Annotated in this window: 10 protein-coding genes and 1 pseudogene; 6 read left to right on the plus strand and 5 right to left on the minus strand. The window is 70.7% G+C overall.

From position 1 onward, the window contains the following. Window positions 1-237 (minus strand): annotated as a pseudogene (locus ABZW30_RS38125) (hypothetical protein); the annotation flags it as partial. A gap of 121 nt (window positions 238-358) precedes the next feature. Between ABZW30_RS38125 and ABZW30_RS38130 the strand changes: the two are divergent. The 4 genes from ABZW30_RS38130 (at window position 359) to ABZW30_RS38145 (ending at window position 4,296) form a co-directional block, all read left to right on the plus strand. Continuing rightward, the gene (locus ABZW30_RS38130; protein ID WP_355675873.1) at window positions 359-715 is read left to right on the plus strand and encodes a hypothetical protein; all 357 of its coding nucleotides are present in this window, start codon (window positions 359-361) and stop codon (window positions 713-715) included. Window positions 716-861: 146 nt separating this feature from the next. After that, window positions 862-999 carry a hypothetical protein gene (locus ABZW30_RS38135; protein WP_355675874.1) on the plus strand — a complete coding sequence of 46 codons (138 nt, stop codon included), beginning with the start codon at window positions 862-864 and terminating at the stop codon, window positions 997-999. Between the two features lie 354 nt (window positions 1,000-1,353). Continuing rightward, window positions 1,354-2,016 carry a transglycosylase family protein gene (locus ABZW30_RS38140; RefSeq protein ID WP_355675875.1) on the plus strand — a complete coding sequence of 221 codons (663 nt, stop codon included), beginning with the start codon at window positions 1,354-1,356 and terminating at the stop codon, window positions 2,014-2,016. 183 nt (window positions 2,017-2,199) lie between these two features. After that, a complete protein-coding gene (locus ABZW30_RS38145) occupies window positions 2,200-4,296 on the plus strand; it encodes a CHAP domain-containing protein (protein ID WP_355675876.1) in 2,097 nt (698 codons plus the stop codon). 387 nt (window positions 4,297-4,683) lie between these two features. Here the strand turns inward: ABZW30_RS38145 and ABZW30_RS38150 are convergent, their stop codons facing one another. After that, the gene (locus ABZW30_RS38150) at window positions 4,684-5,082 is read right to left on the minus strand and encodes a hypothetical protein (protein ID WP_355675877.1); all 399 of its coding nucleotides are present in this window, start codon (window positions 5,080-5,082) and stop codon (window positions 4,684-4,686) included. A gap of 1,008 nt (window positions 5,083-6,090) precedes the next feature. On the opposite strand from ABZW30_RS38150, the gene ABZW30_RS38155 reads away from it, so the two are divergent. Continuing rightward, complete coding sequence (locus ABZW30_RS38155; protein ID WP_355675878.1) at window positions 6,091-6,387, plus strand: integrase core domain-containing protein; 297 nt, start codon at window positions 6,091-6,093, stop codon at window positions 6,385-6,387. Between the two features lie 62 nt (window positions 6,388-6,449). Here ABZW30_RS38155 and ABZW30_RS38160 read toward each other — a convergent pair whose 3' ends face one another. The 3 genes from ABZW30_RS38160 to ABZW30_RS38170 all read right to left on the minus strand — a co-directional run bounded on the left by ABZW30_RS38160 (window position 6,450) and on the right by ABZW30_RS38170 (window position 10,583). Continuing rightward, entirely contained in the window at window positions 6,450-7,349 is a 900-nt protein-coding gene (locus ABZW30_RS38160; protein ID WP_355675909.1) for a transposase family protein, read from the minus strand. Window positions 7,350-7,452: 103 nt separating this feature from the next. Further along, window positions 7,453-10,107, minus strand: a complete 2,655-nt coding sequence (locus tag ABZW30_RS38165) for a WD40 repeat domain-containing protein (protein ID WP_355675879.1) — start codon at window positions 10,105-10,107, stop codon at window positions 7,453-7,455. A 53-nt stretch (window positions 10,108-10,160) separates the two neighbouring features. Beyond that, complete coding sequence (locus ABZW30_RS38170; protein ID WP_355675880.1) at window positions 10,161-10,583, minus strand: hypothetical protein; 423 nt, start codon at window positions 10,581-10,583, stop codon at window positions 10,161-10,163. Between the two features lie 277 nt (window positions 10,584-10,860). Between ABZW30_RS38170 and ABZW30_RS38175 the strand changes: the two genes are divergently transcribed. Next, window positions 10,861-11,400: a GNAT family N-acetyltransferase gene (locus ABZW30_RS38175; protein ID WP_355675881.1), complete on the plus strand. Its 540-nt coding sequence runs from the start codon at window positions 10,861-10,863 to the stop codon at window positions 11,398-11,400. The last annotated feature ends 253 nt before the right edge of the window (window positions 11,401-11,653 follow it).

Raw genomic sequence — 11,653 nt, forward strand, 5'->3', positions numbered from 1 at the left:
GGATACCGCCCGCAGTTCCCCCTCGCGGTCCGCGGACGGCCGTAGCAGGGCCAGTTCGCTGAGGGTGTCCAGGGCTTGCCTGACCTGGGGGTCGGGCAGGTCGAGCCGCTCGCCGAGAGCGGAGACGCCCTCCTGCGGATGGGCGAGCATCGCCCGATAGACCGCCTCTGAGACGCTGTCCAGACCCAGTGCTGTGAGCACCCCGACCCCCGTGACGAACCCGTGTTCGATACGCACGCGATCATTTCACGGGCGGTGCGGACCGGGGCACGCGGGCCGGCGGACGGTTTCGGTCAGGGCCGGAACCGTTCATGGTCATCCCCTTCACGCCTATTGCCCGCTTCGGCACGCTCGTTCCATGTACCTCGTTCACGCCGCCTTGCAGCCTGTTTCGCCCGGCCGCTCGCTGCCCTTCGATGCCCGCGAGCTCCTGCTGGCCGCCGTCCGGCCCGAGGACCGGATCGAGCACCTCGTCGTCCACCCGGGCGCGGTCCCAGACCCGGTTCTCGGCGTCTACCTGCTCGTCGACTCCCTCGCCGAGGCGGAGGGCCGGACCGCCGCGTTCTGCCGCCGCGCACTGGCGGCCGTACCCCAGTTCGCCGGATGGAAGGCGACGAAGCTCGCCGTGCCGCTCGTCGTGCCGTTCTACGACCGCTTGCTGTCCGCCGCTGCCGGTCCTGGCCGGAACGGTCCAGGGACGCTTCCGTCCATCTGAGAACCCTTCCACCCGCCCTGACCAGCGGCGAAGCTAGTGGTCGCCGGAAGGGAACACAGCCCGGACGGCAACCGGACGAAGCGTCACCGCGGGACGCGAGCACCGGAATCCCACACCATCCCGTCGCATCCGAAGAGGACACTGCCATGCTCCGCACCGTCACTGCCAAGGCCGCCGCGGTCGCCGCCCTCGCCCTCGCCGCCCTGGTTCCCGCCGTCGCCGCCCAGGCCGCCCCCGCCCAGCCGGCCATCACTGCCCAGGCCGACAACATGATCTGGGGCTGACTCCCCGTCGGGCCCACGGTCATCCGCCGACCGGCTGCTCCTGCAGGGCAGCCGCACGGCCCTCCTGACAGGCCCGCCGCGCACCGCACACGCGACGTCCGCAGAGCGCCGCCACCCTCCGGTCCGACCGGCCGCCGGCGCACCCCCGGCCGCATCAGACGGCAGGTCGGACCGGCACCGGCCGCACCGGAGACCAGTGGGCGGCGCGCCGCGGGGGAGCGTATCGGGCCGATCGGCACGTTCTCGGCGCGATGCCGAGGTTCTCTTACTCACCCATGTCGAGCCCGACTGCGGACAGGTAGCTCCTCCGCCACCCGGGCGAGGACACACACCGACGACAAGCAGGGAATCACCATGCGCGAAAACCACCGGATTCGGCCTGTGCTGGCGCTTGCCGCCGCTTCAGTTGTGGCCGCCGCGATACCCGTTCTTGGCTCCGGCTCGGCCTCGGCCGCCTCGGTGTCGACCTGGGAGAAGGTCGCGCAGTGCGAGAGCGGAAACAACTGGAGCATCAACACTGGCAACAACTACTACGGCGGTCTGCAGATATCGCTCTACAACTGGCGATACTACGGTGGCAGCGCCTACGCGTCGCGGCCGGATCTGGCGAGCGAGCAGCAGCAGATCCTGATTGCCGAGAAGATCCTCGCCGACCAGGGCGCCCGTGCCTGGACCTGCTCGCCCGGCACCGGTCTGGCTACGGACCACAGCAACCCGTACCCGGCCCCGACGCCCCCGGCGAAGAGCAACCGGGTGATCGAGGCCGTCGAGGGTGGCGCCCTGCACGAGATCTACAGCGACAGCGCCGGCAACTGGCACGACGACACCGTTCCCGGCGTCGGTACCGGCATCAGCGCCGTCTCCGTCCAGGTCAAGCCGGACAACACCCGGGTGATCGAGGCCGTCGAGGGCGGCTGGCTGCACGAGATCTACAGCGACAGCTCCGGCAACTGGCACGACAACGCGGTCCCCGGCCAGGCCGACAGCGCCACGGCCCTTTCCTTCAGCCTGGCCTGACGCCCGCACGGCATCGCCCGAACACGCTCGTCCTGCGCCCGGCACCACGCAGCCGGCCACGGACGCCTGAACCTCCTTACTCCGGTCCACCACCGTTCCTGCAGGGCGGTCGTGAACCTTCATCGCGCCGCGAATCGACGCGGCACCTCTCAGTCGGTCACCGTACTCACCAAGGAAATTGGCATGACTATGTCCAGCAAGCTGCGCGCCGCCACCGTCGGAGCGTTCGTCGTGGCGACTTGGACGAGTGGCGTCTCCGCACTCCCCGCCTACGCCGACACCGCCTCGATCGCGCAGACCGCCACGGCCGAGAACGGCAACGGCCCCTGCGCCCACGGCGGTTACGCCGCCGGCGGGCAGACCAGCTCGTGCAATGGCGGCGGCGGGCAGGCCCACGCCTGGTGCGCCGACTTCGTCGGCTGGGTCTGGGCGCGCAACGGCGTGGCGCACGTCAACGATCTGACCGACTTGGCCTCCTCCCTCTACGACTACGGCCGCCGCTACAACACGCTGCACAACGATCCCCGTGTCGGCGACGCGGTCGTCTACGAGTACAGCGCGTCGACGGACTGGGCCCAGCACGTCGCGCTGGTCACCGGGGTGAACGGGAACAGCGTCACGATCACCGGCGGCAACCAGGGCCACTCCAGCGGGTACACCCAGGGCATCGTGAACACCAGCTCCACGACCAACTGGTCCGTGGGCTCCGCTCCCTGGGGCCAGCGCATCAGCGGCTACATCTCCCCGGTCCTCACCGGCACGCCCGCGGCCAACCCGGTCCCTTCGTCGCTGCCCACCGGCACCCTGGTGAAGTCCGCCGCCGGCGCGCAGGTCAAGGTCGTCATCAACGGCGCCGGCCTGCCGCTCGCGGGATCCGACGTCGGCCCCGACCACTACGACCTCGGCAAGGTCGTCACCGTCGATGACGGCCCGTTCAACGCGATGCCGGCCAACCTGCCCGACGGCTCGGTCATCATGGACCAGTCGGGCACCGACCCCAACCGCTACGTCATGGTCGACGGCGTGGCGCTGCACATCGCCGCCGCCGACTGGGTCACCAGCGGCTACAGCACCCGCCCGCTGATGGGCGTCCCCACCGCGTGGCTCCAGAGCGTGGCCGGCGACAACCTCCCCTCGGGCACCGTCGTCTACGACCAGTCCGGCCAGGACGCGAACCGCTACGTCGTCGTCAACGGCTCGGCCCTGCACATCTCCGCCGCCGAGTGGACCGCGTACGGCTACAGCACCCGCCCGCTGATGGGCGTGCCCGGCGGCTGGCTGCGCGACGCCGTCAAGCGGCCCCTGCCGGACGGCACGGTCGTCATGGACCAGTCGGGCACCGACCCCAACCGCTTCGTCATGCTCAACGGCGCGGCACAGCACATCTCCGCGGCCGAATGGACCGCCGACGGTTACTACAACCAGGCACTGATGGGCGTCCCGGGCGAATGGCTCGCCTCCGTCAACAAGACCAACCGTGCCCTGGCGGCCGTGGAGAGCGGCACCCTGCACGACGTGTACCCGGCCGCGGACGGCTGGCACGACAACGCCGTGCCCAACGTCGGTGGCAACATCACCGCCGCCTCCCTGGCATACGACGCCACCGGCAACCGCTCGATCGCCGTCGTGGAGAGCGGTACCCTGCACGACGTGTACTCGGCTGCGGACGGTTGGCACGACAACGCCGTGCCCAACGTCGGTGGCAACATCAGCGCCGTGTCCATGGCCTACGGCGCCTCCGGGAACCGGGTGATCGAGGTGGTCGAGAGCGGCACCCTGCACGAGGTCTACTCGGCTGCGGACGGTTGGCACGACAACGCCGTGCCCAACGTCGGTGGCAACATCAGCGCCGTGTCCATGGCATTCGACGCTTCCGGGAACCGGGTGATCGAGGTGGTCGAGAGCGGCACCCTGCACGACGTGTACTCGGCTGCGGACGGTTGGCACGACAACGCCGTGCCCAACGTCGGTGGCAACATCAGCGCCGTGTCCATGGCATTCGATGCCTCCGGGAACCGGGTGATCGAGGTGGTCGAGAGCGGCACCCTGCACGAGGTCTACTCGGCTGCGGACGGTTGGCACGACAACGCCGTGCCCAACGTCGGTGGCAACATCACCGCCGTATCCGCGATGCTCCACCCCTCCGGGAACCGGGTGATCGAGGTGGTCGAGAGCGGCACCCTCCACGAGGTCTACCCCGGTCAGGACGGCTGGCACGACAACACCGTCCCGGGAACCAGCGGCCCGGCGTCGACGGTCTCCGCCGCACTCCACCTCTGACCCACCACCGTTTGACCGCGAGTCGGGGACCGGACGCGAACCGCGTCCGGTCCCCGACTCGTGCTACCGGACGGTCCGGCCCGGGTCTGTACGGGGTCTTCGGCTCTGGCGCACATTCGCTGGTAACGGAGCGCATCTGTCATCACCAGTGGTGACAATCCATGGCGATTGGCCGAATGACCTGCATGTCCATCGGCCGGCCAGCCGACTCCAGGCCGAGAGGATCCTGCCTCGGCGGACATCAGCGTCCAGTGTGACTCAGCACGGTAGTAGTAGTCGTCAGCAGTGCCACTCGACGTGCGGTTTCCCGATCCGGTCAGCACGACAACTGTCGGCGAACCGGCAAGGAATCTGACGGCTGGTGATCGATCAGCGCGCAAGCGGTCGTCAACTCGGTGACACGTGTCGCGGCCGGCCGGCGAGCACGAAATCGCGGTACTCGTCCTGAGCCATTCCCTGATTGACCCAGCGGCCACGAACGGCTCCAGTCCGGTGCTCCGCAAGGGCGAGGGCGTCATGTGCTCCCGTCGCCGTGGCGATCTCCAGGCCGAACTCGTCGTCCTCCTTCTCGGGGTCCAGCGCCGGGAACTCGACGAGGTCGCAGAAGCTCTCGCTCCCAACGTCCGCCGACGTGTGGAGAACGACCTTGAACTGAGAGCCGGTCGGAACAACCTCGACCCAGCGGACCCCGAGAGCGTGGGCATCACCGGCGGGGCCGAGGAACTGTTCGACCGATCGACCGCGGGTCAGGGCGCCGACAGCGAAGGACTCGACTAGGTAGCGCACCTGGGCAGCCTAGAGGCCGAGGGACACGTCGCGCTTCAGCCGGGGCTGTAGGTGGACGACAGATCCCGTGCTGACCCGACAGTTAGCGTGCTGGGTTACAACTACTGACTGTAGCCAGAACGTTGGTGTGGCCAAGTAGCGAGTCCCGTGGCCAACAAGCATGTCCAGTCACACTGGCGCTGGGTCAGGATCTCCTTCTGGGCTCGGGTGAGCTCGGCCTCGGCGTTCAGCGCGCGTTCGCGCCAGGTCGCCTCGATCTGGTCGTGCTGCTGGCCGGTCAGCCGGCTATGTCGGCTGCGGCTGTCGGTGACCGCGTGCGCAGCAGCTGGGTGCCGTAGTCCTTCAGACCCTGTGGGCCTCGCTGGCGACACAGGAGGTATCGGCCCTGCCCGTCCACGACCTCCACGCGGCACTATGGGCGGCGGTCGCCGACGACATCGACCCCGGCGACCTGTACCCACCGGGCACCACCATCGATCAGGCGAAGGCGGAACTCGCCGAGCGAGCCGACCTCGTGCTGTCAGAGTACGAATCCCTGGGCCTGATGGTCATCACCCACGACCGGGGGACCGTCGAGACGACAGCGCGTGGACGTCAGGAAGCCGAGCGGCGCACCGCGCGGCTCGCGACGGCGCGGTAGGCAACTTCCGGCGCCACGCCCGCCGCCCCGCGACCCGGTGGCCCGGCTGCGTCCCTGCCGTCGGGCTGGACCTGCTCCGAGCCTCACGCCGTCCATGGACAGGCCGTGGTTCGCCGACCCGCGCGAATCCCCTCAATGGGCCGGGGTGGTGCCGAGGCATCCATCGGAACCACCCGAATCGGCCGGGTCCGCCCAGGGTGACGGTCGTCAGCCGGCCACCGTGTCGTACAGGCCGCGGCCCGTCCGCTGCGCCCGTCCGGTCTTGGCGAGCCGACCTCGGCTCCCACGCGGAGTCCCTCCGCTTCCTGTTACGCGACCGGGACGGCGAGTACGGCCAGTCCTTCGACGCCGTCTTCGGGGCCGAGGAGATGGAGATCCTCAAGAGTGCGCCGCGAACTCCCCGGATGAACGCCCACTGTGAGCGGGTGATCGGGAGCATCCGGCGTGAGGCCCTCGACCATGTCCTCATCATGAACGAGGCCCGCGCCCGGCAGGTCCTGACCGCCTACCGGCAGCACGACAACGCACACCGCCCCCACCGGGCACGAAACCAGCTACCGCCCGGCGCCCACGAGCAGCCCACCGCACACGACCTCGAAGGCCGCAAACTCCTGCGCACCCGCGTCCTCGGCGTCATCATCAACGAGTACCGATACGCAGCTTGACCAGCAGCTATGATTTTCCGAGCCCCACAGCGTGCTGGCCTGGCGACTCGGCTGGTGGTTGATCAGCAGGCCGTCTGCCGGGCGAGAACCAGTTCGGTGCTCGGCTTGCGGCGGGTCGCCCGACGGGCAGAGCGGTCCGAGATCAGTGAAGCGATCGCACGATCGGTCTCGGCGTAGTCCTCACGCCGGCCTGTGTAGCGCTGCAGTGGGCGCCACGGCCGCAGCTCGGCGTTGGCGTGCTCGACACAGATCCGGTCCGAGGACTGCCGTCGGCGGATCTCCCGCCGGGCGTACTGCTCGCCGAGCGGCGCGTCGTCCTTCGGCTTCTTCGGCGGGGCGCTGACCTGGTCGGGGAACTCGTTGGCCAGGCCCCGGTAGCCGTCGTCGACCTCGGCTGTCGCCGTCGGGTGGAGTCGGAGTTGCTCTGCGATGCCCTCGGTGCGCATCGCGGTCTGGTCGTGCATGCGGCCCGGGCGGTCCGCACCCGACCACAGCAGGCGGCCCTGGCCGTCGCTGATGGTGGTGGTCTTGATGGTGTTCTGCTTCTTCTTGCCGGAGACGAAGGCCCGCCGTCCGGGCCGGTTGGCCTTGGGGCGGCGGACCTGGGTTTCGGCGCCGTCGATCCGCAGCCGGATCCCCTCAGCCTCGGCGTAGGCGAACACGTCCGCCAGGGTGCGCAGTCGGGTACCGGGGCGGTCGGGGACGGCGAAGCCGCGTACCGCAAGCAGCGGGCGGATCTCGCCGATGGCGCGGGAGATCGTGGAGCGGGCGGTGCCGTACAGGGCGGCAAGCGCGGCGTGCGGAAGCCCGGTGCGCAGGTGGACCAGGGTGACGAGCAGGCGGTCGGTGAAGACCAGGTCGTGCTTCGGCCCAGCGCCAGCCTCTCTCTGCCGCTCGGCACCACGCCGCTCACTGAGCACGGACTCGCACCGGGCGAGCCACGGGTCAGCCAACTCTTCGATCAAATCGCCGAGATGTGTACGCGAGACGCCACAAAATGCAGGATGGGCCAAGGCCGCACCGGCCCACTTCTTGGTCACACTCGAAGAACCCGTGCGGCCACCGTCACGTCACGGTCTGGTCGAGCGGCATCGCGGGCCGAGTCGTAGCCCACGCCCCCCGACCCGACGCCTGACCGTCAACGGCGGACAGCATGGCGATCTCCGGGCCGAAGCAGAGCACCAGTGCGCCGTCCGGTGCGGCGAGGGCCGACTGGACGGGCGCGGGGCAGTGCAGGGGTGGGACGACTTCGGCGCCCGTGGCCAGGTCGCGCACCGATACCGTCTCGGTGCCGCTGGTGGTGATCAGGTGGGTGCCGGTATCGAGTACGACGGTCGCCAGCCCGCGTACGGGCCCGGCGGGGCTGGGCAGCGGCTCGGCGTACGGTTGGCCGTCGAGCAGGCTCCAGGTGCGGATCGTGCCGTCCCGGCTGGCGGTGACCGCGATGGGGTGCCCGTTCAGTGTGGTGGTGGCCACTGCGGTGACCCAGTCGATGTGGCCGGTCAGGGGTTCGCCGAGCTGCCGGCCAGTGGTCAGGTCCCACAGGCGCACCGTCTTGTCCCAGCTGCCGGTCACGGCCAGCGTGCGGCCGTCCACGGTGGCGGTGGCGAGCGCGGTGAGCCGGCCGGTGTGGCCGGTGAGGGGCTGGCCGAGGTGCTGACCGGTGGCCAGGTCCCACAGCTGCGCGGTGCCGTCCGAACTGCCGGTCACCGCGACGGCTCGCCCGTCGACCCGGGCGGTGGCCAGGGCCAGGACTCGGCCGGCCGGTCCGGCAACGGCCTGGCCGAGCTCCGTGCCGGTATCCAGGTCCCACCTGCGGAGCGTGGCGTCCGGGCCTGCGGTCACCGCGACGGTGCGCCCGTCCAGCTCTGCCGTCGCCAGCAGGCTGGCCTCGGTGGCGATGCCCCCGCCGTACGGCATGCCGGTGGCCAGGTCCCAGGTGCGCATCGTCCTGTCCGCACCGGCGGTGACGACGGCCGGCCGGCCCTGCATGGTGGTCATGGCAGCCGCCAGCACCACGTCCTGGTGACCGCTGGTCTCGGTGCGGCGTAGGGCCCGGCGCTCCCCGAGCTCCCAGACCCGCACCGTGTGGTCCGCGCCGGCGGTGACGGCCACCGGATGCCCGTCCACGATCGCCGTCGCGACGTCCCACACCTGCCCGGTGTGCTCCTTGAGCGGGCTGTTGACCTGCCGCCCGTCGGCCACGTCCCAGAGCCGCACGCTCCGGTCCAGGCCGGCCGTCACCGCCCTCAGCTGCCCGTTCACTTCGGCCAGGGCGCCAGCCCGGATCCGGTCCTCGTGGCAGCGGAACGGCCGCTCACCGACTTCCGCCCCGGCGGCGGTGTCCCACACCCGCACCGCGTGGTCGGCGTCGGCGGTCAGCCGGAGCGCGCGTCCGGCGACTACGCAGGTACCCAGGACCCGCGCGGCGGATCGTTCGGCGTCCACTGCCACGGCCGGTGCAGGGTCCGCGAGTTGCCAGAACCAGCCGTCCTCGCCCGGGTCCTCGGCCGGCAGCTGCAGCGCTTGTCCACGCAGCTCGTCGGTGGTCACCACCCACCCGTGCACGCCGGGCCGGGAACCGGCTACCCGGTCCCACACCCGCAGCGACCCACCGCACTCCCGCAACAGGGTGGCCGGCCGCCCGGCCACCACCACGGACCGGGAGACGCGAACCGGCACTCCGGAGCGCTGCCCGCAAGCGGCCGCCATGTCACCGACGAGAGCCACCACGGTGTCGCCGCCGTGGGGGTGGTCGAACGCGCAGGCGACCAGCCGTCCGTCGACCACCACCGCGGCCGCCTGCGGGTCGAACGCCTGTTCGGCCTCGTCCGCGGGTATCGAGTCGCGCTCGTTGCCGGCAAGGTCCCAAGTCCGTACCGCGCCGCCGAGTTCGACGCGCACCGTGGCCGGATAGCCGTCCTGACCGGCCAGCAGCTGCGCTAGGACGGACGAGCCGAGCTCCTCGCCGGTGGCGACGTTCCACAGCCGTAGCGTTCGGTCGTCCTCCAGCGTCAGCACCACGCTCCGGCCGGCCAACTCCGCCACGGCCACGACGCGGACGCCCTCACCGATCAAGGACCCGGTCGCCAGGTCGAGGAGGAGGAGCTGCTGCTCCCCGGCGAGCTCCGAGAGCAGCAGCGCAACCTCGCGGCCGTCCAGGGCGGCCGTGGCGATCCGGTCGACCTCGGCGGTCAGCGCCGACCGGGCATCCGTCGGGCACTGCATCGGCGGGCATGCCTCCCGGCCGGTGGCGAGGTCCCAGATCCGGACGGTGCCGTCCCGGCTGCCGGTCACGGCCAGCACGCGACCGGTGACCACTGCGGTGGCGACAGCGGTCACCTGGCCCTGGTGGCCGGTCAGCGTCCACACCAGGCGGGAATCCGCCTGCGAGCCTCTGACCCAGGCCGGCTCCCAGCCGAGCGGCTCTGCCCCGGGAACGGCCACCGCCGCGAACTGCGCGGCGAGATCCTCCTCTCCCAGCCTGGCCGCGTCCAGTGCGAGGACGAACCGCCGTTCGGCGGCGGTCAGCTGCCGGTGCACGTCGAGCGAGGCCCGGTACACCGTTGCGACCCGCTGCTCCTCCGGCTCCGACGCGCTCGACAGCGGGGCGAGCACCGAGTTCGGGTCCCCGCGGACGAGCCAGCCGGGGTCGGTCAAGCCGCCGGGCACCGCGTCGGGGTCAGCCGATGGATCGTCATCCCACAGGGCGTCAGCCATGGCCGACACGGTAGTCGACCCCGCTGACACGGTCTTACGACTCGGTCCGCTGATCACCCACCAGCCGACCCGCCAGGTCGGCACGTCCTGACCTCAATCGCGGACCGAGCCTCAAGCGACCACATGCGGTAGACGGTGGAGGTCGGCCGCGGTTCGCCGTCCCAGTGGTTCTCGGCGCGGACCACCCAGTACCAGCCGTCGGAGTGCGCGACCTGTGGGGTGACGGCACCGACGGAGCCTTCGAGGGCGCGCTGGATGCTGTCCCGGGCCTGCCCGGCGTCCGTCCCCGGCTTGTCGTGCCGGGCGATCGGGCCGTGGCCGTTGTCGAAGAGCCAGGATCCGGTCGCGACCGCGCCGAACAGGAGCAGCAGGAGCACGGTGAAGACGGCCGGCTTCCACAGGCCCTTGGTGTGGTTGCCGGTCTCCATCTGCATCGCCCCCGTGTCGGTGCCGGTCTTCCCGCCGACCTTGATCACGAGGCTACGGGGCGGGCGGCCCGCCAGACCTGAGCACGGGTACTCAGGGGCGGTAGGCGGGCGGCTGGGCACAGCGGCGGCCTTGTGCGGGGGCCGGGAGCCGTCGACAGGGCGCGGCCCTGGCTACCGACGGGATGTTCCACCTGGTCGTCCGTGGGCAGAACAACACCGGCGGCGAACAGTCAGGTCCACCCCGCTGCCGATCCGCGCCACGCGGCCCAGCTCGCCGGCGCAGCCTGACAGCGTCGCTACGGTGCCTGAGAAGAGGTAGCCCGCCATGACTGATCTTGGAAACGTCGCCTGGCCTTCTGCGCCGATACGGACCGAGCGGCTCGTGCTCCGTGAGCCCGAGGCCCGGGACCGTGCGGCGTTCGTCGAGCTGCTGGCGTCCCCAGAGGTGCACACCTACCTCGGCGGCCCCCGGCCGCGTGACGAGCTTGAGCGCGAGATGCCCGAGGTGCCCGAGCGGTGGCCGGGGAGCTTCGTCGTTGATCTCGGCGGGGTGATGATCGGTCAGATCATGCTCAGGAGAGCATCGGAGCACCATCGCCAGGCTGCTGCGGGCAAGGCCGATCTCGGCTACCTGTTCCTGCCCGGGGCGTGGGGATTCGGGTATGCCGCCGAGTCGTGCGCGGCGGCACTTGACTGGTTCGACGGCGTCCTTCCCGGTGAGCCGGTGGTGCTCGCCACCCAGACCGCCAACGTCGGCTCGATGCGCCTCGCGGCAAAGCTGGGGTTCACCGAGGTAGAGCGGTACCGGGCCTGGGATGCCGAGCAGTGGCTCGGCCTGCGGTCCCCGGTCACGCCGTCCGGCTGAGATCCTGCTCGACAGCGCGGACCGGCTCCGGACTTCTTGGTCGAGGTCCGCACGGATGCCGACAGTGAGACGGCAAGCGGTGAGCGCGGCTTCGTTGCGCGGTGCGGTCATGGCGGGATCACCGAAAGTCGGGACCGTCGGCCGGACCGGCGGCTTCCGAAGCGGCAGGAGCAACCGGCCTGTCGCCATGCGATCAAGCCGAGGAGCAGTGACCATGCCAGTGTGCACACGCGACTTGACCAGCATCGACCAG

The sequence above is a fragment of the Kitasatospora sp. NPDC004669 genome (assembly GCF_040609455.1).
GTDB lineage: Bacteria > Actinomycetota > Actinomycetes > Streptomycetales > Streptomycetaceae > Kitasatospora.

What these genes read in the sequence shown, in the direction of transcription:
- ABZW30_RS38130 (WP_355675873.1), top strand. Translation starts at nt 359, where the DNA reads ATGTACCTCGTTCACGCCGCCTTGCAGCCTGTTTCGCCCGGCCGCTCG.
- ABZW30_RS38135 (WP_355675874.1), top strand. Translation starts at nt 862, where the DNA reads ATGCTCCGCACCGTCACTGCCAAGGCCGCCGCGGTCGCCGCCCTCGCC.
- ABZW30_RS38140 (WP_355675875.1), top strand. Translation starts at nt 1,354, where the DNA reads ATGCGCGAAAACCACCGGATTCGGCCTGTGCTGGCGCTTGCCGCCGCT.
- ABZW30_RS38145 (WP_355675876.1), top strand. Translation starts at nt 2,200, where the DNA reads ATGACTATGTCCAGCAAGCTGCGCGCCGCCACCGTCGGAGCGTTCGTC.
- ABZW30_RS38155 (WP_355675878.1), top strand. Translation starts at nt 6,091, where the DNA reads ATGGAGATCCTCAAGAGTGCGCCGCGAACTCCCCGGATGAACGCCCAC.
- ABZW30_RS38165 (WP_355675879.1), bottom strand. Translation starts at nt 10,107, where the DNA reads ATGGCTGACGCCCTGTGGGATGACGATCCATCGGCTGACCCCGACGCG.
- ABZW30_RS38175 (WP_355675881.1), top strand. Translation starts at nt 10,861, where the DNA reads ATGACTGATCTTGGAAACGTCGCCTGGCCTTCTGCGCCGATACGGACC.